We start from the raw sequence: 24,306 nt of genomic DNA on the forward strand, positions 1-24,306 counted from the left end.
TTTCAGGGCGTGTTTGAGAGGGGTAAATGATACCGCTTTCTTCCTGTATCGAATCTCTAAAATTTATGCCTAAAAAATGAAGCTCCACAACTTTTCGGAATGATCCAGAACAGGTAGGGATATAGTCTCGTTTATTTTGCGATTTGGTGCCTGTCTTAAGATCTACCGCAAAATAAAAAAGCGCCTAAATCAATGATTTAAGCGCTTTCAAGTCTTTTTGACTTTCTTTTTGGTGACTCAGCTGGGGTTCGAACCCAGGACCCCATCCTTAAAAGGGATGTGCTCTACCAGCTGAGCTACTGAGTCATCCTCTGTATGTGTAGCCCTTTTTGTTAAAGGCGTTGCAAAAGTAGTTTTTTCTTTCAAGATTACAAGAGTGCGTGCCTATTATTTTTCAAAAAAAGACCACCCTCGACCCTATGCTTTTGATATCAACCTCGTTAAAAAATTTGCATGCTTCTCAATTTTAAGGCAGCTGCATTTTTTTACCGTTAAAAATGCAAATCCGCCGAAGGTAACAGGCAAGCGGGCTGTCTCTGGTCGCCGATTTGAGACGCGTAGCAGCTATGATACAAAATAAAAAAGCCCCACAAATCATCGATCTGCAAGGCTTTTAGTGACTCAGCTGGAACTTATTTAATATAAATCATTTAGAACTGTTTAAAACTCGCTTAACACTCCTTCCCTTTATTCATAAGCCATTCCATAGATTTGAGTTGTCAATAAGTTTAAGCCGATTTAAATTGATTAAACAAAATTTGACACCATATTTGACACCATATTTGACACCTCAATCCTAAATGGTATATGAAAAAGTACAACAAAGAACTGATCAAATTTAACCTAAAGAGCTACGCTGACGATAAAGCAAAGACTCAAATTTTCCTCGTTTACAACTTCGATGGAAACCGATTAAGGTACTACACCGGAAAACGGATTGAACCTAAATATTGGGATAAAGAGAAACAGCGTGCAAAGCCTAACTACTCGAATGCGGTATCACTAAACCAATTCCTCAAGACGACTGCAAATTTCTTAGAGGACAAATACAACGAACTTAAGATTCTCGGTAAACGAATCACGATTGAACTTCTCAAAGATGAGCTTAACAACCGCTTTAACATCGGCGACGAAGCCGATCTTCTTGAAAAGTATGATGAATTTCTCGAAGCTTCCGTTAACGAACGAGCACAAGCCACCATTCGAAAGATCAAAACAACCTTGTCCAGACTAAAAGAGTTCCAAGAAGAAAAGAAGTTTCGAATCTCGTTCGATACCGTTGACCTCAACTTTGACGAACGTTTCAAAGACTTCCTCATCAACGATAAAAAGCAAACAAACAACACAGTTGCAAAGCACTATAAAAACCTAAAAGTCTTCCTCAATTGGGCTACTGAAAAAGGCTATAACACTAACCTTGAGTTTCAGAAGTTCAAAGCCAAACAAAACGATGGAGAGATTTACTTCCTTACTTGGGATGAGTTGATGAAACTTTTCGCTTTGGAAATCGAGAGTCCAAAGCTTGACCGAGTTCGGGATATATTTTGCTTTGGTTGCTTTACCGGACTTCGTTTTTCTGATATCCTTAACCTCAAGCAAGACAATATAAGTAACGACACAATACAGATTCAAACCCTAAAAACCAGAGGTAAAACTATCATCCCTTTAAACAAGTACTCTCGTGCCATTTACGAGAAGCACAAATCAACCGAGACTTACAATCTATTCAACGCCATAAGCAACCAAAAAATGAATGAATATTTAAAAGAACTTGGTCAACTCGCAGAGATCAAAGATCCCGTTCAAATCATTCATTACAGAGGCACGGAACGAATTGAAAAGATCGTACCCAAATATGAGGTTTTAACCTCCCATGTCGCCCGAAAAACATTTATCACGAATGCTATGATGAGGGGAATGTCTACCGAGGTCATAATGGACATAACCACTCACAACTCATATAAGAGTTTCCAACGCTATTTTAAAATTGTAGATGACCATAAACGAACACAAATGACTAAAGCCTTTGAATAATGGAAAAACCCAAACTGATATACGAATACGAAGAAGAGATTGATTTGCTAAGAAATAGAGCAACTGAAGAAGGACGAGAATTTAATTTTGAAAATGAAGTAAAGCTCAGCCTTGAAAAATGGATATTATCTATTCGTGCCGGCACTCCTCCGACTCCTAGAGTAAGACAAAGACGAGGAGTATCTTTAGGCGTGAAATACGGTGTTTCAGTACCATATGACATTCCTCAACTAGAATACGCACTTGAATACATCAAGTTTGTTCAAAAACAAAATGCTGCTAAGTCTATTTCTGCGCCTGGCACTGCCCGTCAATCAGCCCTCGCATTTTATTATATGCAAAAAGCAACAGCATTCCCACGAAAATCAGGAACGGCCAAAAGAGATGCTGAGTTTATCAATTTCCTTAGTGGTCACAATGTCGACACCATTCGAAAAACATTAGGTACTCCCCTAAAACGATCAACAGAAAAAACAGGCAAAGCAACTCAGGAACTACTCAAAGACCTGACAACAGTATTAAAACAATTTGAATTGATACAATTTCACAAAGGGATAGAACTCGTTGAAAATGACATCAAAACAGTTCAAAATGATTTAGACTCATTCAATCCGGTGTAATTTCTGGGTATACCCAAACCCCTACCCACGCTCTAATCCGCCTTCATTTTCGCAGTGTAAAATTTAAAACACTGAAAAATGAAAGTCGAATTAAACATGTCGGATGAGTTCAAAAGCGAACTCGAAAAATTATTAAAAGAAGTAGTAAAAGGAGAAATCATTGCTTTTGGATTCTCCGAACCTAAAAAAGAAAAGAAAAACGAGTATTGGTCTAGAAAAGAGACTGCCAAATTTATTGGTTGCTCTATGACTACCCTGTACCATTACCAATGCAAAGGGATTCTCCCTTTTGCCAAATTGGGTAACAAAGTATTATTCAACAAAGCCGAAGTATTAAAGGCTCTGGAAGGAGGTAAGCTATGATAGTAGCTTGCCTTTTTTTGTTGCCCTTCGGGTTGGGTTCAGCTAGTCTATTAACAACGCTGAACCTGTGCAAAATTTTCACAACGCTAGTTTCTAACCTTCTTAATTCCGGCTCGCTATGATAGACTCTATTGTTTTGCGCTTTCACAGCCTGAGCCAATACCCCGAAATCATTCAACGACTTCGGAAAACCGGAGAGGGAACCAACTTTTACGAACGCTCAAACCCACACAAAGACGACCTCGTTGATTCCGAAACCGGAGAGGTTATTGACAAAGACAGCTATCTGCGTCTTTCTGAGATTGAATATTCCGATACCGGAAAAGTCTGGACACTTTATAAAAACAAAGTGCGGACAAAATCTCACTACGACCTGAGTTATCGGGTTGATATGAAACAGGACTTTGTTGAGTTCAACTTCTCTGTTCCCAAATACCTATTCGGAACGAATCTCAAACAGTTTATCCCCCATCCGAATGAGAAGTATCACAACTTCCCGATTGATCTGCTTCGGACAATGGAATTTCATTTGTCGAATACATTCGACTGGCTGACTCGTTTTCTCAATGAGTTCCTTTTGGATTGGTTTGACGGAATCGAGATAGACAAAAAGGATATCGAGATAAACCGGATTGACATTGCCTACAATCAAATTTTCAACTCAAAAGAGGATGCTTTGCAATACCTCGAATTTCAAAAGCGGATTAAGAAAAGCTATATCCGTGAAAACTCGAATTACAAAGCCGATTGGAGTACTTCCATTTTCCTTTCTACCGAACGTTACGGAGCAAAGATTTATCACAAAGGCTCAGAGTATAAAGGCAAAAATGGAGACAAAAGCAAACACCTGAGGGTTAATCGGGAAAAGAAGGAAACTATCTTTCCGGTTAATGATGAATTGGACAAAGACGGTAATGTTCTCAAAGAAGGTCTTCAGAGCTTCGCTGACCGGATTCTTAGATACGAAATAACGTTTCGCAAATCCTACATGAGTTATCTCTTTAAAAAGCATTTGTTTGCGAATAAATGCCCTTTCTTGAAAGCTCTGCACAAGGAATACAAAGCCGTAAAGAAGATCAAATCTAAATGTGAACGGGAAATAGAGAAGGCTCAAAAAGGAAAACAACTTACCGAAAAAGAGAAGCAAATCTATATGACTGCTTTTATCAGTCTTCCCAGAGAGAAAAAGGATGCCTTCTTTCAATACGAAGGAATTCTCAACAAGCGCAACTCCTTTAGGCTTACCATAACCGAAGAAGACGTAAAAGGCAATTCAACTATTGAGAACATCTACTTTAAAACGGGCTATAATCCGGTTATTCCGGTCAATGCTTTGTTCTCTCGTGAACTCCTTCACGAGATGTTTAAAGTCTTCATGTCTTTCATGGAAGAATTCCAACTCAAGAAGCTTGACAAATACGAAGACAACATTCAAAAAGTAATTCTTTACAACCGAGAGGTTGATCGGCTCAACGCTTCGATTGAAGACCCGAAGCAACACAAAAAGCGGATTAACGAAACTCTGGCAAACCAGATACTTTTTAACCTTCAACACCACTCACTCGATGAGATGGTACAATTGAAGCTAATTAGTCGACGAACGAAATACAACTATTTGAAAGTGCTTGAGAGGTTGGACATTTCAAAGAATACCATTCTTTCAAGAAACTTATTTGAAAGCAATGAAGTCGATTTTACTCTGTATTTTGATCTACTGCTTTGAGATCATTAAATAGCAAATAATCAGAATAAAGAAATTCCTTAACTCGGTCACAATCCGAGTTAACGTATTTTATCTGGCAGCTATAATAGTTTTTAATCAAACAGCAGTGCGGTCTAGCAACTTTAACACCACAGTAGAAAGAAATCAGCTCTGCAACCTCCTTAATAAAAGATTCACTCCGGTAGATGATTTTAAAGCCATAATTACCCGCTTCCTCCCTAAAAAAACTCCCTTTCCCCTGCATAAATCCAAGAGTGAAAGCCTTTCTACACTCATCATCCAGATCAGGCACACAAAGATTAGTCTTGTCTTTCTGAAAACCGTAAGCTTGAATTGAACTGACAATATCTTGATTACCAAACCGAATAAAATAAACTGTTGTTGTCTGGTTCACCTGTTTAGTAACCTTATTAGGTAGCCCAAAATATTCGACTATGTTATCCAGCAACTCTTTATTTTTGTTATAAAGACGAATTACTGTTCTTCCTTGGTGCTCACCAATTGTGGAATCTGAAAATATAAATCCTAACAACCAAGCAGCTTCTTTATCCAGTTTCGACTGCTCAAAAAGAGCAACATTCCTCACATTCATAGACTTAATGACATAGCATACGTAACAAAATTCCACAAACAATATATTTGGGAAATTAATATCCTAATCAGCGCTAAGATCAATCTGCTTAAAAAGCTCCTGAGCACTCTCTGGCAGTAACGCCCACCTAAACGCTGGGTGGATTTCCCAATCGTAACCAAAATTCACGACCTGACTAGTTAGCAACCTATTCTCTTCGAAATATTTTCGATCTATCTCCCCACTATCCAACCTCTTCCTCGCTGTAATAAAATTCACTTTATACAGGAATTGAATCAATTCTGTTTCGGAAGCTTGTTTTCCATTTTGAAAGACAAATTGACCTCTTGTTGAAATATTCCTCAATTTTTGCTTTAAACGACTCGTATCATACATATATCCAAGCCCTTCTCTTTGCTCCTTACTCGACGGCTTCATATTCAATAACAAACGCTCAATTTGTGGAAGTTCTGACTTGAATTCATTCACAGTATCTTGAATTCGCCCATGTGAATAATCTTCAAAAATGGCTTTCAAGTCATCCGTAGTAATCAAATTATTGTTGTTATCATATGCATGTCTTGCTGCTAAAGTGCACAACTTCACTAAATCTCGAGGTCGCTTTCTAATCAATGACATCAATATCCTATACATCGCAGCATTTGACCATTTACCAACATCGGAAAACCTCTTCTCAAAGACTGTGTCCAAATAAAAAGATAATTGCTGTTGTCTAAGGTTTTTTAATCGCTCAATGTCACAATCTCTTCCGAAGAATGATTCTATTCGCTTTATGAGAAGTAATAAAATTTCATGATTAGTCCAACTATGCCAAATCACTGATCCTTCTATTTTATCTGTTGATTCATCTGAAGTTCTGACAAGAAAATAAACATCAGATCTCAGTGAAATCCTGAATTGTATTCCTGCATTCTCATTACTAATATCCCTAACTGCATTTAGCAAAGCAGAAATTCTTGTAATGTCCGCTTTCTTACTCTGCCAACCTCTATCCAGATCATCGATATAGATAATAATCTTCCGAGAAGACAAAAAGGCTCCTATTAATTTCTTTCTAGCAGGATCTAAATCAACTTCACCCACAAGCTTTTGTGCGGATTCTGTAAGCAGACTCATCAATTGTCCACCATAGCCAACAATTTTTTTGAATTTACTTTCTTCGCCGTTTTTCCCAAAACACTGCAATACTTTATTGGCAATAATATTTATTAATCCATGTTTCCATTCTCGGATAATTAAATGAAAATCACTCGAATCATGTGCAAGATCTGCAATATCATCAGGTTTGATTAAAATCGGCAATCGACCATTTTCTTCTTCCTCAGACATCGCTATCTTAAATAGTGCCGATTTTCCAATCCCTTTATGCCCAACCAAAACGCGAAGCGGCAAATCAGCCACTACTTTATCGTGAGTCTTGTTCTTAATATAATAAGACTGTAGCCTTTCAAAGCTCTCATCTTCTGCTGCTTCATGACCGAAAAGCTTTTGTATATTTTCTTCTGAAAAAGTAATTTTAGGGCTCTGCATTGGTTAGTTTGTTTTTATTTTTTAGTAACTCTTTTTGTCTTCGTCTGGAGATTGTGCTAAATAACAAATGTATACAATAAAAATATTTTTAACAGTATAAAATGAACACATTTCAGCTTTCTTCTAATCGTAAACACCAAATTTCTAATTCGGAACTGCTTTGAAAAAGGAAACGGAATAAAAAGCGTAGCGGCTTTATGCCGTAGTCTTTTTCAAACCCGCAGGGCTTGGCGGTTTCGAATTGGAAAAACTTTGTTTAAGATTGGAGAAAGAAAAACATTATATTCGCTAGCCTGTATCACACCCCATAAAAAAAATGAAAGTTTTAAGTACTACCGAAACTTCGTACCATTTAGAGAAGTTAGTTAAAGAAGCCAAAGAGAAGCTCACTATCGTTTCTCCCTATCTGAAAATAAACAAATTGATTAGAGTTAGTTTGGAAGATGCATTTAAACGTTGTTCTGAAGTCAATTTTGTGTTCCGGACGAATCAACTAAATTTCTCAGAAAAAAAATGGCTCGAAGAATTCAAACATGTCAATTTGATCGATGTCCAAAACCTTCACGCAAAGTGCTATTTAAATGAAAATATAGCAATCCTATCCTCCATGAACCTCTATGAATACTCACAAATCAACAATCACGAAATGAGTGTATACATAGAACGAAATCAAGAAGAGGATGCCTACAACGACATTATCGACAAAGTAAATGCTATAATTCGTGCTTCTGACTTCCTTAAGAGAAGAGCTATGAAAGAAAAAGCTCTTGCTGAGAAAGAAGCAAGGATTACAGAACGAAACAGACTCCAAGCCGAAAGGATGGCAAAAGCAGAGGAAAGAAAACGACTTGCTGCGGAGAAGAAAGCTCAATTAGCTTCTTCCCAGAAAACGCCAGACAGAACCTATACAATGGGGACTCTAATATTCAATCTCCAACAAGAGTATAATTTCACAGTTCCTCTGTGGGGAGATGATAAAGTATATCGTTATCTCTGCCAAAAAGCAATGGAGATAGTTGAATTCACAAAAAACGAATTATATCAAGACAAGGATGCTGTTCTCCGTTTAACTCAATTAGGAGAAGAGAGGTATGCATTTTTATACAGAGAATTAAAGAAGTTCGGGAAACCTAAAGAAATGTAATACCACTCAAAAAGATATTAACACCAGATTTGACACCACTAAAAAACAAAAGCCTTACAAGTTACTCACTTGCAAGGCTTTATCGTTTTTCGGTGTGACTCAGCTGGGGTTCGAACCCAGGACCCCATCCTTAAAAGGGATGTGCTCTACCAGCTGAGCTACTGAGTCATCCTCTGTAGTGTTGCCCTTTTTGTTAAAGGCGCTGCAAAGGTAAGAACTGATCTTTTTCCTGCAAATTTTTGATTCTTTTTTTTGAGTAAAATCAGTTCGTAGTTATTAACATCGCTTTGTTAAATGCTGTTTTCGTTCTGATCTCAAAAAATTCTACATTTGTGCATTCTTTCTACAAAACAATGAAAAATAAAGTTGTCGTTATTACAGGCGCTTCGTCAGGAATCGGAAAAGCGTTAGCCTTTGAATTTGCGAAAAAAGGAGCAAAGCTGGTGCTGGCTGCTCGCCGTATTGAACTTCTTCAGGAGCTGGAAGCCCGGCTTACAACCGATGTAGCCATTAAGCAAACAGACGTAAGTAAGGAGGATGATTGCCGCGAACTGATGGAACATGCACTTGCCTGTTTCGGCCGAATCGATGTCTTGATTAATAATGCAGGAATCTCGATGCGGGCTAATTTCGAAGATGTCGAGTTGTCGGTACTTCAAAAGCTGATGGATGTAAACTTTTGGGGAACGGTGTATTGTTCGAAATATGCACTTCCGCATCTTTTAAAAGCAAAAGGTTCATTGGTTGGGATCATCTCCATAGCCGGCTTTGTAGGCTTGCCGGGACGAACCGGCTATGCTGCCTCGAAGTTTGCCATCCGCGGATTTTTGGACACCCTGCGGATCGAAAATCTGAAAAACGGCCTTCACGTGTTAGTTGCTGCCCCCGGCTTTACCTCGTCAGAGGTGCGCAAATCGGCCTTAACAGCCCATGGCTCCAACCAAGGCGAAACACCACGCAACGAAGAAAAAATGATGTCGGCCGAAGAATGTGCACAACACATTATTAAAGCCATTGAAAAACGAAAACGCCAACTTGTGTTAACCTTTCTGGAAGGTAAGCTGACGGTATTTTTAGGAAAATTTGCACCAACATTGCTCGACCGGCTAACCTTTAAACACATGGCTAAAGAACCCGATTCACCCTTTAAATAAAACCTATGCTGACACACGACACACAATTGCGAGTATATTACGAAGATACTGACAAAATGGGCGTTGTATACTACGGCAACTATCCCCGCTACTACGAAATTGGCCGCACCGAATTAATCCGAAGCCTGGGCATTTCATACAAAGCCATGGAAGAGTCGGGCATCATGCTGCCGGCCTCCAACCTGCGGGTAAACTACCTCAAATCGGCCTATTATGACGACCTGCTGACAATTCGGACAATCATCGAAAAAATCCCCCAGGTAAAATTCCCGATCCGAACCGAGATCTACAATGCCGCGGGTGAATTAATCAACGAAGGAGAAACAGTTTTGGCCTTTTTCGATGAAAAAACCGGAAAACCCTGCCGGGCTCCAAAATTCTTTACCGACAAACTTCAGGAGTTTTTCTAAATTTTGAAGCGCTCAACCAAAGCAAGTACAAACGAAATCACCACCAGCAGTACAATAACAACACCGGCAATTTTATTAAACCACCACAATACCCGAAGGTTAAACTTGTGACGAAACAAACTTACCAGGCCGGTTAACAGCAGCCACCAGCTGTTGGCTCCCAAAAATACGCCACCAACCATCAATATGGCCTGTGAAGGGGCATCCATCTGAAAAACAATTCCTGAGCTGGCAAAAACGGCCAAAAAAATAAACACCACCATCGGGTTGGGAAAGGTGATCAAAAAGGTGGATACAAAATCCTGAAAATAGGAACTCCCCTTCCGCCTGTATTTCCGCAAATCAGCTACCGGATTTTTAAAGAAAATATGAATGCCCAACAAAAGCACCATCAAAGCACCTACAATCTGAAAGACAAGCTGATGCAAACGAATAAAATCGATAATATAGGTTAAACTAAAGCCTGCAATTACTGCATAGATCGCATCCGACACCGACGCTCCCATCCCGGACAAGAACCCACTTGTGCGATCCTTATTTACGGTACGTTGTATAATTAATATCCCGATAGGTCCTAACGGTACCGAGACTGCCAATCCGATTATAATTCCTTTGATAAATAATGCCAAAAACATACTGCAAAAATAACACAAATGGTCTCTGCGGAAAGTCCTTCCTTCTTTTTACTGAAATTTTTAACAAATTGCCGCCTCCTCCGACTTTATTGTTAACTTTACGCGTATTCAAAAACTACTCATTATAACTTTAAAGACACAACAAATGAAACAACTAACATTTCTCGGCCTTTTTCTCCTTCTAATCATGTCGGGCCAGGCTCAGGATTTTCAACTCAAACTTTGGCCCGAGGGCGCTCCCAACAGCACCACCGTTCCGGGCGATGAGCAATATTACCAGCAAAACGGCACCTACCGGTACTCCAACGTCTCGGAGGCAGAGCTGTTTGTTTTCCTGCCCGAGGAAAGCAAAAACACAGGGGCTGCCGTTGTTATTTGTCCGGGAGGTGGCTATTGGGTGGAAGCCATCGATCACGAGGGCTTTCAAATTGCGGAATACCTGAAAGCCCGGGGCATTGCAGCCATTGTTTTAAAATACCGGCTTCCTTATGGCAATTCCGAAGTTCCGCTGACCGACGCCTTGCAAGCTATGCGCTATGTTCGCTCAAAAGCGGCCGAGTGGAAAATAGCACCCAACAAAATCGGTATTGCCGGAGCATCGGCCGGTGGGCACCTGGCATCAACAGCCGGAACCCATTTTACCGAAGGAGATCCCGATGCTACCGATCCGTTGCAACAATTAAGCAGCCGCCCCGACTTTATGCTCTTGCTCTATCCGGTTATCAGCTTCGACGAACAGATCACCCATGTCGGATCGCGCGTCAACCTGATCGGAAAAACCAACGACTGGAAGCAGGTATCGCGGTTTTGCAACGAACTGCAGGTGACCAAAAATACACCACCAACTTTCTTCGTTCTGGCCGACGATGATCACGCCGTTGTACCCGAAAATTCCATTCGCTTTTACCGGGCGTTAAAGCAATTTGACATTCCGGCCGAACTGCACATCTACGCCAAAGGCGGCCATGGTTTTGGCATGAAAAAGCTGGATCTGCCAACCGCTCAATGGCCTGAAACCTTTACACAATGGCTTCGGGTGATGAAATTCATCGACTAACATCCGTACGACCGAACTACAGATAGGAATCTACCCGTTTGGCACCGACGATCCAAAAGTCGAAGGATAATCCTTTGGCTTTTATCAATTACAGCGGTAAATTTGATACCCCAAACAAACAACACATCATCAGCGAATTTTAACCCATGAATTCAAATACACATCCGACAAGTGTTTTCAACTACTGTCCTCGCTGCGGATCCGCCGATTTCGTGCAATCCGGAGACCGCTCCAAAACCTGCAACGACTGTTCATTCAGCTACTTTTTCAACGCTTCGTCGGCCGCAAGCGCCTTGATATTTGATGAGCAAGGTCGCCTGATGTTAACGCGCAGGGCCATCAACCCACACTTGGGCAAACTGGACCTTCCCGGTGGATTTGTAGAGTGGAACGAAAGTGCTGAAGAGGCCATCGCCCGCGAACTACACGAAGAACTGGGAGCCGAAATTGCCCAAATGGAGTACATCGGCAGCTTCCCCAATCAATACGAATTTTCAGGACTGGTCGTGCACACCCTGGATGCAACTTTCAAAATTAAATTGAAAAATCCGGACAGACTGCAGCCTCAGGACGACATCTCGGCTATTGAATTTTACCATTTAAACGAAATTGATTTAGACGAAATTCCATTTGAGTCGATCAAAATGACGATCAACCGATTGAAAGAGTCTGTCAACAAAAAAATATAAATAACAATGAAAAACAGGATTAAAGAACGAATCAGCAAGCTAAGGGCTGAAATGGAAAAATCCGGCATCGATGGCTGGTACTTATCCGGCACCGACCCGCACCAGAGCGAATATCTGCCCGACTACTGGCAGATTCGCAACTTCATTAGCGGCTTCAACGGCTCCATGGGTTTTATGGCTGTCACACAAAAGCATGCCGCCTTGTGGACCGACTCTCGCTACTTTTTGCAGGCTGCGGACCAACTAAAAGACACCGGCATCAACCTGATGAAACTACGTGTCGAAGGTACGCCCAGCCCGGCGAAATGGCTTGGTGATCTTCTTCCGAACAAGGCCATTATCGGCACTGATGCAAGCTGTATGTCGACGGCTCAATACCAGGACATGCAAAAAGATCTGGCTTCGGAGCAACTGCAACTAAGCGATTGCGGCGACCTGATGGAGGCCATTTGGACCGAGCGCCCTCAGCTTCCGGCCGATCCGGTGTTTGAGCACGACACCAAATACACCGGGCAAAGCCGACTGGAAAAAATTGAGGCCATCCGCGCAGTGATGAGCACAGCCTACTGTGAGGCCTGTTTGCTTACCGCGCTCGACGAAATCGCCTGGACCTTCAACCTGCGAGGAAACGACATCTCCTTCAATCCCGTTTTTGTATCGTTTGCGCTGATCACCCACAAGCACATTCATCTTTACCTGAATCCCGAAAAAATTGCGAGCACGCTCAATACGAAATTAACGTCCGAAGGAATCACCATCAAAGCCTACCAGGCCGTTTACGACGACTTAAAAAACATTAACAGCCTGTTAATCGATCCGGATCGCACCAACCAGGCACTGATTGATGCCATTGCTCCGGAGGCTCAAATCAACTTTCAGCTTTCAGCAGCCACCTGCCTGAAAGCCATAAAATCGGATCACGAAATTAGCATGTTCCGCAAAGCCATGCGCAAGGATGGCGTGGCTATGGTGAAATTCCTCCACTGGCTGTACGCCAATGTTGGCAAAACAGCCATCAGTGAATACGACGTGCTGCTCAAGCTAAACGAATTTCGTGCACAACAGGAAAATTTCATGGGCCCGAGCTTTCATTCCATTGTCGGCTACAACGAAAACGGGGCTGTTGTACACCGCTCCGTCAGCCCCGAAACCGCAGCGGCAATCCACGCCGAAGGCATTCTGCTGATGGACAGCGGCGGTCAATACCTTGAAGGGACAACCGACATTACCCGAACAGTTAGCCTAAGCGAACCAAGCCAACTGGCCAAAGAAGATTTCACGCTGGCCCTGAAGGGCACCATTGGGCTGGCAGATTTAAAATTCCCGGCCAACACGGCTGGCTGCAACCTGGATCTGGCAGCACGACAGGCCATGTGGAAAACAGGTCGGAATTACGGTCACGGAACCGGCCACGGCATCGGATTTTTCCTGAATGTGCACGAAGGCCCCATGAGTATTCGTCAGGAATATAACAACCGGGTAATTGAACCGGGGATGGTTCTGTCGGACGAACCGGCCTTTTACCGCGAAGGACAATACGGTATCCGCACCGAAAATGTTATTGTTTGTAAAGAATGGCAAACCAATGAATACGGGCATTTCCTGCAATTCGAGACCTTAACCCTCTGCCCTATTGACACACGGCTGATTGCAAAAGAATTGCTAAGCCCGGACGAAATCGACTGGTTAAACAACTACCACAAAGCCTGCTTCGAAGAACTTGCCCCCGCCTTAAACAACGAAGAGAAAGCGTTTCTGCAAGAGCTTACAAAAGCAATTTAATGCGCGCAACACGAAGTACGCTGCGCAAAAAACAGACATACGCAAAGAGGCTGCCTTTCGCAAGACAGCCTCTTTTTCATATATCGTATGCCATTTGTGCTTACTCGTTCATCGAGATCAAAAACTCTTCAATTGAGCCAGCTCGCATAATGCGGGTTTTGATGAACTCCATGGCTTCCAGCGAATTCATATCCGCCAGGTAGTTCCGCAGAATCCAAATTTTATCCATAATTGGCTTCGGCATCAACAGATCTTCACGACGTGTACTTGACGAAACAATATCCACAGCCGGGAAAATCCGTTTGTTCGACAATTTCCGATCCAACTGCAATTCCATATTACCGGTACCCTTAAATTCTTCGAAGATCACATCGTCCATTTTCGATCCGGTCTCCGTCAAGGCTGTAGCTAAAATGGTTAATGAACCACCTTCTTCAATGTTACGGGCAGCACCAAAGAAACGCTTGGGCTTGTGTAAGGCATTGGCATCAACCCCACCCGAAAGCACTTTACCCGATGCCGGCGCTACGGTGTTATAGGCACGGGCCAGACGGGTGATGGAGTCGAGCAGAATCACCACATCGTGACCACACTCAACCAAGCGTTTCGCCTTTTCGAGCACCATACCTGCTACGCGAACGTGGCGGTCTGCCGGTTCATCAAAGGTTGACGAAATCACTTCAGCATTTACACTGCGTGCCATATCGGTCACCTCTTCCGGACGTTCATCGATCAACAATACGATCATATAAACTTCAGGATGATTAGCTGCTATGGCATTGGCAATTTCCTTCAGCAACATGGTTTTACCTGTCTTGGGCTGAGCTACAATCAAACCACGCTGTCCCTTACCAATGGGCGAAAACAGATCCACCACACGGGTCGAGATATTGTCGTGACCATTTCCGGTGAGATTAAATTTCTTATTGGGGAAAAGCGGCGTTAAATGATCGAAAGGCACGCGATCGCGAATATAATCAGGCGTGCGGCCGTTAATTGAAATCACTTTAATCAGCGGGAAATACTTTTCGCCCTCTTTGGGCGGACGAATCGTTCCGGTAATGCTGTCGCCTGTTTTTAACCCGAAAAGCTTGATTTGCGATTGCGAAACGTAGATGTCATCGGGCGAGTTCAGGTAATTATAATCACTGGAGCGCAAAAAGCCGTATCCGTCAGGCATAATTTCCAAAACCCCCGAGTTGGTAATAATCCCCTCAAACTCATAAGGTTTTTCGTTTTGTTGCTGGTTGTGCGTTTGCTTTTGTCTGTTTTGCCCTTGCTGATTATCCCACTTTTTATTTTTCTGGCGGAAATCTTTCTGGATCTCCCGTGGTGCCTCTTTTCGTGCTTCGGCCTGAGGTGCTTCCGGAGCCTGTGTCGGAGCGGGAGACGGCGTATCGCCCGGCTTTTCAGCCTTTGCTTCGGGAGTCCTTTTCTCGAGCTTCAATTCAGGCTTACGAACAGGCTCCGCGGGAGCTTCGCTCTTCTCAACCTGAGGTTCGTCGGCCTTTTGATCGGTCTCTTTCAGCTTATTTTTTTTCGCAAATTCGAATGCTGAAGCTGCCTTAATGGCGACCGCAGTGCGACGTCGGCGCTTGGGCTTATCATCACTTTCCTCTTGCTCTTCGGCAACCGGTCCGGTCTTTTTCTGCTTAACAATATTATCGCCGCCGATCTGTGTTCTGGATGATTTATCTTTTGTAGCATCTGTTTTCTTTTCAGACGCCAAAATTGCTTGCGTATCTAATATCTTATAAATGAGATCCTGCTTTTTATAGGACTCTACTTTTTTGATTTTAAGCCCCTTTGCTATTTCCTTTAAATCAGGAAGTAACTTTCTGCTTAATTCAATAATATCATACATATTTTGAAAATTATTTTACAACCCAAAAATATCTGGAGAAGTGTGTATTGTAAAAAGGATTAAGATTCTTGGATGATGTTGTTATGAAATTCCTGTGCAATTATATATTAATAAGTGAATAATACCAAAATAAAAGCATCTTTTTTGACGAAATTCAGTCGAAACGGAGATAAATTCGGCAAAAACTAAACCTGCAAAATGTTCGTTCGTATAGCCAAAGTGCTCTTTCGTCACTCAAAACCATTCGTTCCTAAAATTAATGAAAACTTTCTCCTTTTAAAAACTTAGAATCATTAAATTCGGCCTTGTAAACAATATTGAGAAAATATGGTTTACGTTTTAACTAACACAACTCGCTATTAACTAACATAACTCAGACCCAACATGAGGCAGCTTAAGATTACAAAACAGGTAACAAACAGAGAAACGCTCTCGCTGGACAAGTACCTCCACGAGATTGGGAAGGTTGATCTGCTGAATGCGGAAGAAGAGGTTGAATTGGCCAAACGCATTCGCAAGGGCGATCGACAAGCACTCGAAAAGTTAATAAAAGCCAACCTTCGGTTTGTGGTCTCGGTTTCCAAGCAATACCAAAATCAAGGACTAAGCCTTTCCGACTTAATTAACGAGGGTAATCTGGGCTTAATTAAAGCAGCTCAACGGTTTGACGAAACCCGTGGCTTTAAATTTATCTCCTATGCGGTTTGGTGGATTCGCCAATCCATTCTGCAAGCTTTAGCTGAACAAGCGCGAATTGTTCGCCTGCCGCTCAATAAAATTGGGAACATCAACAAAATCAACAAAACCTTTTCGCAACTGGAACAGGAATACCAGCGGGAGCCTACGCCGGACGAAGTCGCACATATTCTGGAGACTACCCCGGAGACCGTGGAGGAAGCTATTAAGATTTCGAACCACCACATCTCGATGGATGCCCCACTGCGCGATGAAGACGACAACAGCCTTTATGATGTGATGTTGAACAACGAATCGCCAAGCCCCGACAACGGACTGATTACAAACTCATTGCGCAAAGAGATTGAACGAACACTTTCGACTCTTGGAGAGCGCGAAGCTGAAATATTGCGCCATTATTTTGGATTGAACGGTTACCGGCAGCATACGTTGGAAGAAATCGGACAACTCTTTGAGTTAACCCGGGAACGTGTTCGGCAAATTAAGGAAAAGTCGATCAAGAAACTGAAAAACAACTATCGGAACAGGCTGCTGAAAGCCTATCTCGGAAAATAAAAAATTGGCGATTTCCCGTTGACATTTTGTTTCGATCGGCATAAACGCCCCATTAACCACTGAGCTACTATCTCTTACAGTCATCGAAAAGTAGCAGTTTGGTGCTTCGGAAACCGCATTATTTCATGGTGTATCTCGTCTTTTGTTGATCGAATCATTACTTTTGGGGCAAAATCTTATTTATGTCACAAATTTATATTGCTCCTTCAATACTTTCGGCCGATTTTACCAATCTTGGCTCCGACATTGAAATGCTCAATAACAGCGAGGCTGATTTCATTCACTGCGATGTGATGGATGGCGTTTTTGTTCCAAATATTTCGTTCGGCATTCCGGTAATTGAGCATGTCAGTAAAATGGCAAGCAAGCCCCTGGATGTCCACCTGATGATCGTCAACCCCGATCAATACATTGAAAGTTTTCAGAAAGCCGGTGCCAGCTACCTGACAGTGCACTACGAAGCCTGTACACACCTGCACCGCACAATTGGACGCATCAAGAATGCCGGCATGAAAGCCAGCGTCTGCCTGAACCCACACACACCAGTCCATCTGCTCGAAGATATTATCCAGGATCTCGATATGGTCTTACTCATGTCGGTTAATCCGGGTTTTGGTGGTCAAAGTTTTATTGAAAATACCTACGAGAAAGTACGGAAACTGCGCCAACTCATCGATCAAAAAAATCCATCCTGTCTGATTGAGATTGACGGCGGAGTAAACTACCAAACCGGCGCTAAATTAGTGGACGCAGGCGCAAACGTACTGGTTGCGGGAAGCTTCGTATTTGGTTCCGAAAAGCCCGCTGACACCATTCAGAAACTGAAACTAGTGTAGCTTGTGAAATTTAACAGCAGAGGGGTGGTGAATTTTCACCCCTGCTGACTTTTTCAGGCCGCAGGAAGCGTTGCATGACGAGCAGTTCCCGCTTTCGCTTGTCTTATTCTGCGGCTTAGGGCTCCGCCACAAACTTTCAACAAGCCTGTAAAAGCGTAAGCAGGCCAAACCAACGGCGACTGCCAGAATACAATATGTTATTACTTCCTGAAGCATTCCTATTAAAATAAAAGCGCTGCAAGTCTCCAATTGTTCATCCCCAAAACATCGAGCTGGCCACCAACGTTGCAAAAGCCAGCAACCACGCCAGTAAAGTGGTATACAACATCGTGAACACGGCCCAGAAGGTCTTGCCCGACTCATTGCGGATTGTAGCAATAACACCTATGCAAGGGAAATAAATCAACACAAACACAAGAAAAGCTAATGCTACGGGCACGGTAATCACTGTCTTTCCCTTCATTTTACCCGATGGGTATTTTTCCAGCTTCAACTTATCAGCCAGCCCCATCGAACTGTCATCCTCAACTTGGTACAGCACTCCTAAGGTACTTACAACAATCTCTTTTGCCGGCAATCCGGCCACCAGGGCAATGCTCATTTTCCAATCGAAGCCCAGGGGGCTCATCACCGGTTGAATAAACTGGCCAATCTGCCCGAGGTAGGAATTTTGCAAGCGCAGCGACTCCTGTTCGGTGTGAAGCAGCTGAATTTGCGTTTCCTTATCGCCATGGTCGCTGTTTGCGAGCTGCTCAATTTGTCGCGCAATTTGCTCAGTCTGTTCGTTATGGCGCGGGAAATAGCCCAGAGCCCACACAATGACCACTCCAAGCAGAATCACTCCGGCAATCTTGCGTAAATATTGGTAACTTTTATCCCACATGTGCACCAAAATGTTGCGAAGTGTAGGAATCCGGTATGGCGGCAATTCCAGAACAAAAGGCGTTTCCTTGTTTCTAAAAATCGTTTTATTGAAGATCTGCGCCATCAACAGAGCTATTAATATGCCGGCCAGGTAAATCCCACCAAGCACCAAGGTGGGCGACTGCGGGAAAAAAGCCGATATAAACAGCACATAAACCGGCAAACGGGCACTGCACGACATGAACGGAATGATGAGCATGGTCAGCAAACGGTCGCCGGGATTTCGCAGGGTACGCGTAGCCATGATTGCCGGCACGTTGCAACCGAAGCCCATGATCATGGGAATAAACGAGCGTCCGTGCAGGCCAAAAAAGTGCATCACCTTGTCCATAATGAAGGCTGCCCGCGCCATATAGCCCGAGTCTTCCATCAACGAAATAAAGAAGAACAGAATCAATATATTGGGCAGAAAAACCAACACACTACCTGTTCCGTCAATAATACCATTGGTGAGTAAATCGCGAAGCATGCCCGCAGGCATTGCCCCTTTTACCGATTCGCCAATCCAGCCCACAAGGCTTTCGATCCACGCCATGGGATATGCTCCCAGGGTGAAAGTGGCATAGAAGGTCGTCAGGATCAACAAAACGAAAATCGGCATTCCCAATAAAGGATGCGTCAAGAACCGGTCTATTTTTTCCGACGAACTGGCTTGCTTTTTTATCCGATGTGTGAACGTTTCTTTCAGAGCACCGGCAATAAAGCCATATTTTGCGTCGGTAATAATGGTCTCGCTATCCTCGTTATACAGGTTTTCGATGCGGGTGCATTCTTCCTTTGTAACCGCCTTTATTTCATCGAAATTGGCATATTTCGATAGATTAAACAGTGTTTCATTATCTTTTTCCAGCAGTTTTAAGGACAAAAAGCGAGACGATATTTTATCGGTGATCGGTCGGTTTTGACGAACCTTCCCGCGAATACGCCGAACTGATTTCTCAATCTCCTCGCCGTAGTTAATGTGAATATGGCGAACAATAGGATCACGATCTTCATAAACGTCGATTGCTTTGCGCAACAGATCGTCAACCCCCTTCCCCTTTGAACTAACTGTCGGGATAAACGGAATGCCCGTTAACTTGCCCAACTTCTGGTAGTCGAAATAGCTTTTATTGCGAATTAGCTCATCGTACATATTCAAGGCACATATCACCTTAATATCCATATCGATGAGCTGTGTTGTTAAAAACAAGTTGCGCTCCAGGTTCGATGAGTCAATCACATTGATGACAATATCGGGAGTTTCCTTCCAGATATACTTACGAACATAAATTTCTTCGGGAGAATAGGCTGTCAGCGAATAGGTGCCGGGCAAGTCAACCAGGTTAAACTGGTAACCATCCTTTCGGAAGGTGGCCCGCTTGGCATCAACAGTCACACCGCTGTAATTCCCCACATGCTCCTTCGACCCGGATAAATAATTAAACAGGGTTGTTTTGCCGCAGTTCGGATTACCAACCAGCGCAACGTTAATCACTTTCCCCTTTTCATTGGCCGAGCGCTTGAGTTCATCTTTATCGATAACCCCCTCATAGCCAATCAGGTTTTCAGCAATCACATCATCCACCGACACGACCTCTATCAAATTAGCCTCCGAGCGTCGCAGCGTAATGCTGTAGTCCATAATCCGAAATTCAATCGGTCCTTTGAAAGGCGTGTTTTTAACCACCCGCACTTCCTTCCCTTTCACAAAGCCCATCTCGGTAATACGCTTGCGGAACGACCCGTGCCCCAGCACCTTGGTTATGATTACTGACTCATTATTTCTAACTTCTGAAAGCCTCACCCGTATCTATCCTTGTGCTAATTTGAATTAAATAAAAATAGGATGCAAAGATAAATTAGTTTTTAGAATTACTTTAAAAAAAGGCAAAAAGCCCGCCGGTTATAGCCTTTAGTTTATATTTGTAGCTTATACCGTGAGATATGGAGGAAAACAATAACCTGAAAAAAATACAGGAAGCGATCGATTCGCTGCCAGAGAATTTCAGCATTCTGGAGGAGCAAATCGATGTGGAGCTTCAGGTCGAATATTTTGAATATACCAAGGACAAAAACAATAACCAGCCCATTGACGATTTTGAGGCCGTAGAACAGCAGCTATACGACAGCGAGCTCTCGGAAACCCTCAAAAAGCAATTACTGGTTCGCCTGGCGGGTCACGACAATGTTGATGCCTTCCGGATGATTGAGCGTTTTAAGAACCAGGCTGAAGGAACACTGCGCAACTGGGCCATTCTGGCACTTCAGGAAAGCCGCATGATCCTGCAAAGCTCTTTGCTCGACGAACAACAGGTTTTCATCTCTACCGGTCTGGGAGGTAAAGGGCAAAACATTCGCTATTTTATTGCTTTGCTAAATTCGCAAACCGATCAGGAATTTACCGAGCCCCAAAAGAAAATGATCACCGATGAGTTCAACTATTTCCTGACAAACAGCGAAGGAGAACTCGAAAAGATGGAATTTTCGGAGGGTTTTGCCACAGGCTTATTCCTCTTCCCGCTGAAAAAGAACTTACAAGATATTTTCAAATCGTTTATTGATGAATGCAATCAATATGGCAACTTTCTGAAAGAAGATGTCATCATTACAAACGTCAAACAACTGACAATCGACGAGATTAAAGAATTTTTAAAACAAGACAACTCCACAAACAAACACGATGAACAAGAAGATTAATTTAGCACTTCAGGTACTCCCGCAGGCCGACCATATTCACACATACGACCTGGTTGATTCCGCCATCCAAGAAATTCAGGCTTCCGGCTTAAAATATAAAGTATGCCCTTTCGAGACCGTAATTGAAGGAGAATACGACGAAGTGATGGCTTTGGTAAAACGTGTCCACGAAATTTTGGAAAAAAATGGCACAAAAAAACTCATGACTTATATTAAAATACAAACTGTCTTTCAGGAAGATGTGAAAATTGAAGACAAAATGCACAAATACGAATCATAAAAAATGGCATTTTTGTTTGCTATTCTAAAATCAAAAATACTATATTTGCACCGCGTTTAACGAATGGCTCCGTAGCTTAATGGATAGAGCATCTGACTACGGATCAGAAGGTTGCAGGTTCGAGTCTTGCCGGGGTCACGCAAAAAGGTTGTCAATTTCTGACAACCTTTTTTAATATCCATCATCCCTCTCAAAAACTAAAGAGGGTGGCACAATTTAGGACAAAATACATAAACACAATTCATAAAAAATCGCATTTTTTATTTGCTTTTTTAAAATCAAAATACTATATTTGCACCGCGTTTAGCAAATGGCTCCGTAGCTTAATGGATAGAGCATCTGACTACGGATCAGAAGGTTGCAGGTTCGAGTCTTGCCGGGGTCACGTAAAAAAGTTGTCAGTTTTTGACAACCTTTTTTTTTGTTTGTAAAAGAGCAAAAATACAACTAGCGGGCAAGCCTGAAATCCTCAAGCTCCATACTCAATTTCCGCCCGCTGATTAACTCGCTCAAAAGTTTACCCGTAGCAGGCGCTAAGGTCACGCCCATCATCGAATGACCAGTCCCTACAAATACGTTCGAATAATCGGGAGCCTTACCAATATAGGGAAGCCCGTCGAATGAACAGGGGCGGTGTCCCTGCCAGATTTGCTTCTCGCTTACGTCCATTCCCTGTTCTGATGGGTAGAATTCGCCAACAGCCTTTACGATTTGGCTGACACGAGCTTGCTGGATCTTGTAACCACCATATCCAATCTCCATTCCACCACCAAATTGTGTTATGCCACCTCCCAACGGAGTAACAGCCACATTGGCATCCGTTAATAATGCCGGGTGTTGAATGCGAGACTTCGTTTCAACCTTAAAACTATATCCTTTCCCCGGCTGCACGGCAATGCTGGTTTTTAGTTGTTTCAGAATCTTGCTACTCCAGATTCCGGCGGTAATAACCAGTTGGTCGAATCGGAACTCCCCGGCGTCAGTTTCAACAGCGACTGCTTTTGAGCCAATCGTCCGAATTTGCCTGACCGGACAATTACGAACCAGTGCCACTCCTGATTTTTCCAGTGTCGACACCAAAGACTGCATCAGTGCTGCCGGGTTCAGATGATCGTCTGACAAATAGTGCACACCGCCGGAGATGTCCGGTAAACTGTGTGGTTCCAGCTGATGAACAGCAGCCGCTGTCAGATCATTAACCTTCAAACCCCACTTACGGGCCAGTTCCGCTTCTTCCAACAGTTCTTCTCCCGCCTGCTGCGATTTGTATAACATCAGCAAGCCATTTTGCCAAAACGGGAAATCCAACTCAGCTGACTTTTGTAAATCGACATACAAACTTTTGCTGAACAAGCTTAACTCTTTCAATACAGGAATCGACTTCTCGACCTGCTTTTGTGTTGCTGCACGCGTGAATTTTAAATACCAACTTATCAAATCGGCATCCGGTGCGATACGGGCAGCAACCGGCGACGCCGGACGAAAAAAGTTCTTCAATCCCTTTTTCAGCATTCCGGGCGATGCCATTGGTACAAGATGACTGGGAACAATTAAGCCGGCATTCCCAAACGAACAGCCGTCGGTGAAATCACCGCGCTCGATAACGATGACTTCGGCTCCTTCTTTTTGGAGATACCAAGCCGTGAACAAACCAACAACTCCTCCGCCAACAATGACTATTTTACTCATTTCAGTCCGTTATTAGATCCTTAAAATCGTTATGACAATCAGATTACCTGGAAACCGTATGCATACGGATCATCCTCGTTATCGATAAAAATATTGTTGAAACCGGTGATCTTTGCCCAACCTTCAATACTCGGTATGATTGCGTCGATCGATCCGATGCTGTTTTTTTCTTCAACCCGCCCCAAAAACCGGCTTCCGATAATGCTTTCGTGCAAAAAGCTTTCGCCAACGTTCAGTTTACCGCGGGCAACCAACTGCGCCATGCGTGCCGAGGTTCCCGTACCGCAAGGTGACCGGTCGATCGCCTTGTCGCCGTAAAAAACAGCATTGCGGCCATCAGCTTCTTCCGAAATCGTTGCGCCGGTCCACTCCAGGTGACTGACACCCGTAATTTTCGGGTTTTCGGGATGCGCAAATGTGTACTTCTCATTGATCAACTTCCGGATTGGCCGACTAAAGGCGATGAGCTCATCGGCCGAATAGTGTTCCAGTCCTTTGAAGTTTTCCTGCGGATCAATAATGGCGTAAAAATTGCCACCGTACGCGACGTCAAATTTCAAATTGCCCAAATGAGGCGATTCAATCTCCAAATCTTTTCCGGCTAAAAACGAAGCGACATTGGTCAGCTTCACCGAAGTCACCTTCTTGCCTTCCATTTTATAGCTGATCTTAATCAATCCGGCCGGGGCCTCCACCAACAGTTCGCCGGGCTTCTTCGGAGTCACCAGTCCCTGTTCGATGGCAACAGTCACTGTCCCAATCGTACCGTGACCGCACATCGGCAAGCAACCGCTCGTTTCGATAAACAGGATGCCCATGTCGTTCGCCGGGTCGGACGGCGGGAAAATAATGCTTCCCGACATCATATCGTGCCCCCGAGGCTCGAACATCAGCCCTTTTCGAATCCAGTCGTAATCTTTCATAAAATGAAGACGACGCTCAAACATGTCCTTTCCCACCAACACCGGCCCGCCACCGGCAACAACCCGCACCGGATTTCCACAGGTGTGGGCATCAACACAAAAAAATGTCTTCGCAGTCATGGCTTTG

Annotated in this window: 21 protein-coding genes and 4 tRNA genes; 16 read left to right on the forward strand and 9 right to left on the reverse strand. The window is 43.2% G+C overall.

What is annotated here, in order from left to right; genetic code table 11:
• Nucleotides 1–230: 230 nt before the first annotated feature.
• A tRNA-Lys gene (locus tag C8N47_RS14260) sits at nt 231–306 on the reverse strand.
• 501 nt (nt 307–807) lie between these two features.
• Here C8N47_RS14260 and C8N47_RS14265 point away from each other — a divergent pair.
• The 4 genes from C8N47_RS14265 (at nt 808) to C8N47_RS14280 (ending at nt 4,740) form a co-directional block, all read left to right on the forward strand.
• Nucleotides 808–2,034, forward strand: coding sequence for a site-specific integrase (locus tag C8N47_RS14265; protein ID WP_107823249.1), 1,227 nt, complete (start codon nt 808–810; stop codon nt 2,032–2,034).
• The gene (locus C8N47_RS14270; RefSeq protein WP_107823250.1) at nt 2,034–2,654 is read left to right on the forward strand and encodes a hypothetical protein; all 621 of its coding nucleotides are present in this window, start codon (nt 2,034–2,036) and stop codon (nt 2,652–2,654) included. Before C8N47_RS14265 ends, C8N47_RS14270 begins: the two co-directional genes overlap by 1 nt.
• Before the next feature lie 78 nt (nt 2,655–2,732).
• Complete coding sequence (locus C8N47_RS14275) at nt 2,733–3,017, forward strand: helix-turn-helix domain-containing protein (protein ID WP_107823251.1); 285 nt, start codon at nt 2,733–2,735, stop codon at nt 3,015–3,017.
• Between the two features lie 118 nt (nt 3,018–3,135).
• Entirely contained in the window at nt 3,136–4,740 is a 1,605-nt protein-coding gene (locus C8N47_RS14280; protein ID WP_107823252.1) for a phage/plasmid replication domain-containing protein, read from the forward strand.
• Here C8N47_RS14280 and C8N47_RS14285 read toward each other — a convergent pair.
• On the reverse strand, nt 4,712–5,326 hold the full coding sequence (locus tag C8N47_RS14285; protein ID WP_170111403.1) for an LAGLIDADG family homing endonuclease: 615 nt from the start codon (nt 5,324–5,326) through the stop codon (nt 4,712–4,714). The genes C8N47_RS14280 and C8N47_RS14285 overlap by 29 nt on opposite strands.
• A 69-nt stretch (nt 5,327–5,395) precedes the next feature.
• On the reverse strand, nt 5,396–6,862 hold the full coding sequence (locus C8N47_RS14290) for a P-loop ATPase, Sll1717 family (RefSeq protein ID WP_211316151.1): 1,467 nt from the start codon (nt 6,860–6,862) through the stop codon (nt 5,396–5,398).
• Nucleotides 6,863–7,178: 316 nt separating this feature from the next.
• Here C8N47_RS14290 and C8N47_RS14295 point away from each other — a divergent pair, with 316 nt between their 5' ends.
• Nucleotides 7,179–8,006 (forward strand): phospholipase D family protein, encoded by an 828-nt coding sequence (locus C8N47_RS14295; RefSeq protein ID WP_107823254.1) that lies wholly within the window; start codon nt 7,179–7,181, stop codon nt 8,004–8,006.
• Nucleotides 8,007–8,101: 95 nt separating this feature from the next.
• Here C8N47_RS14295 and C8N47_RS14300 read toward each other — a convergent pair.
• A tRNA-Lys gene (locus C8N47_RS14300) sits at nt 8,102–8,174 on the reverse strand.
• Nucleotides 8,175–8,359: 185 nt separating this feature from the next.
• Here C8N47_RS14300 and C8N47_RS14305 point away from each other — a divergent pair.
• A complete protein-coding gene (locus C8N47_RS14305; protein ID WP_107823303.1) occupies nt 8,360–9,160 on the forward strand; it encodes an SDR family oxidoreductase in 801 nt (266 codons plus the stop codon).
• Between the two features lie 5 nt (nt 9,161–9,165).
• Complete coding sequence (locus tag C8N47_RS14310; protein ID WP_107823255.1) at nt 9,166–9,570, forward strand: acyl-CoA thioesterase; 405 nt, start codon at nt 9,166–9,168, stop codon at nt 9,568–9,570.
• On the opposite strand, the gene C8N47_RS14315 is transcribed toward C8N47_RS14310, so the two are convergent.
• Nucleotides 9,567–10,205 (reverse strand): LysE family translocator, encoded by a 639-nt coding sequence (locus C8N47_RS14315; RefSeq protein WP_107823256.1) that lies wholly within the window; start codon nt 10,203–10,205, stop codon nt 9,567–9,569. The two genes, C8N47_RS14310 and C8N47_RS14315, sit on opposite strands and share 4 nt — an antisense overlap.
• Before the next feature lie 145 nt (nt 10,206–10,350).
• Between C8N47_RS14315 and C8N47_RS14320 the strand changes: the two genes are divergently transcribed.
• The 3 genes from C8N47_RS14320 (at nt 10,351) to C8N47_RS14330 (ending at nt 13,733) form a co-directional block, all read left to right on the forward strand.
• Nucleotides 10,351–11,262 carry an alpha/beta hydrolase gene (locus C8N47_RS14320; RefSeq protein ID WP_107823257.1) on the forward strand — a complete coding sequence of 304 codons (912 nt, stop codon included), beginning with the start codon at nt 10,351–10,353 and terminating at the stop codon, nt 11,260–11,262.
• Between the two features lie 146 nt (nt 11,263–11,408).
• Nucleotides 11,409–11,951 carry an NUDIX domain-containing protein gene (locus C8N47_RS14325; RefSeq protein ID WP_107823258.1) on the forward strand — a complete coding sequence of 181 codons (543 nt, stop codon included), beginning with the start codon at nt 11,409–11,411 and terminating at the stop codon, nt 11,949–11,951.
• A 6-nt stretch (nt 11,952–11,957) separates the two neighbouring features.
• Entirely contained in the window at nt 11,958–13,733 is a 1,776-nt protein-coding gene (locus C8N47_RS14330) for an aminopeptidase P family protein (RefSeq protein ID WP_107823259.1), read from the forward strand.
• A gap of 100 nt (nt 13,734–13,833) precedes the next feature.
• On the opposite strand, the gene rho is transcribed toward C8N47_RS14330, so the two are convergent.
• Complete coding sequence (gene rho / locus C8N47_RS14335; RefSeq protein WP_107823260.1) at nt 13,834–15,597, reverse strand: transcription termination factor Rho; 1,764 nt, start codon at nt 15,595–15,597, stop codon at nt 13,834–13,836.
• A 384-nt stretch (nt 15,598–15,981) separates the two neighbouring features.
• Between rho and C8N47_RS14340 the strand changes: the two genes are divergently transcribed.
• A complete protein-coding gene (locus tag C8N47_RS14340) occupies nt 15,982–16,848 on the forward strand; it encodes a sigma-70 family RNA polymerase sigma factor (RefSeq protein ID WP_107823261.1) in 867 nt (288 codons plus the stop codon).
• Nucleotides 16,849–17,030: 182 nt separating this feature from the next.
• On the forward strand, nt 17,031–17,684 hold the full coding sequence (gene rpe, locus C8N47_RS14345; RefSeq protein WP_107823262.1) for a ribulose-phosphate 3-epimerase: 654 nt from the start codon (nt 17,031–17,033) through the stop codon (nt 17,682–17,684).
• A gap of 253 nt (nt 17,685–17,937) precedes the next feature.
• Here the strand turns inward: rpe and feoB are convergent, their stop codons facing one another.
• A complete protein-coding gene (gene feoB / locus C8N47_RS14350) occupies nt 17,938–20,394 on the reverse strand; it encodes a ferrous iron transport protein B (RefSeq protein WP_107823263.1) in 2,457 nt (818 codons plus the stop codon).
• 140 nt (nt 20,395–20,534) lie between these two features.
• Between feoB and C8N47_RS14355 the strand changes: the two genes are divergently transcribed.
• From C8N47_RS14355 to C8N47_RS14370, 4 genes are all read left to right on the forward strand, one after another.
• Complete coding sequence (locus tag C8N47_RS14355; RefSeq protein WP_107823264.1) at nt 20,535–21,287, forward strand: hypothetical protein; 753 nt, start codon at nt 20,535–20,537, stop codon at nt 21,285–21,287.
• On the forward strand, nt 21,271–21,567 hold the full coding sequence (locus C8N47_RS14360) for a thiamine-binding protein (RefSeq protein ID WP_107823265.1): 297 nt from the start codon (nt 21,271–21,273) through the stop codon (nt 21,565–21,567). Before C8N47_RS14355 ends, C8N47_RS14360 begins: the two co-directional genes overlap by 17 nt.
• Before the next feature lie 65 nt (nt 21,568–21,632).
• Nucleotides 21,633–21,705, forward strand: a tRNA-Arg gene (locus C8N47_RS14365).
• Between the two features lie 174 nt (nt 21,706–21,879).
• Nucleotides 21,880–21,952: transfer RNA gene (locus C8N47_RS14370), tRNA-Arg, on the forward strand.
• Between the two features lie 62 nt (nt 21,953–22,014).
• Here the strand turns inward: C8N47_RS14370 and C8N47_RS14375 are convergent.
• Together C8N47_RS14375 and C8N47_RS14380 are read right to left on the reverse strand one after the other, a co-directional pair.
• Entirely contained in the window at nt 22,015–23,256 is a 1,242-nt protein-coding gene (locus tag C8N47_RS14375; protein ID WP_107823266.1) for an NAD(P)/FAD-dependent oxidoreductase, read from the reverse strand.
• A 38-nt stretch (nt 23,257–23,294) separates the two neighbouring features.
• Nucleotides 23,295–24,299, reverse strand: coding sequence for a 4-hydroxyproline epimerase (locus C8N47_RS14380; protein WP_107823267.1), 1,005 nt, complete (start codon nt 24,297–24,299; stop codon nt 23,295–23,297).
• Between the last annotated feature and the right edge of the window lie 7 nt (nt 24,300–24,306).

The organism is Mangrovibacterium marinum (assembly GCF_003046625.1).
In the GTDB taxonomy this organism is placed as follows: Bacteria; Bacteroidota; Bacteroidia; order Bacteroidales; family Prolixibacteraceae; genus Mangrovibacterium; species Mangrovibacterium marinum.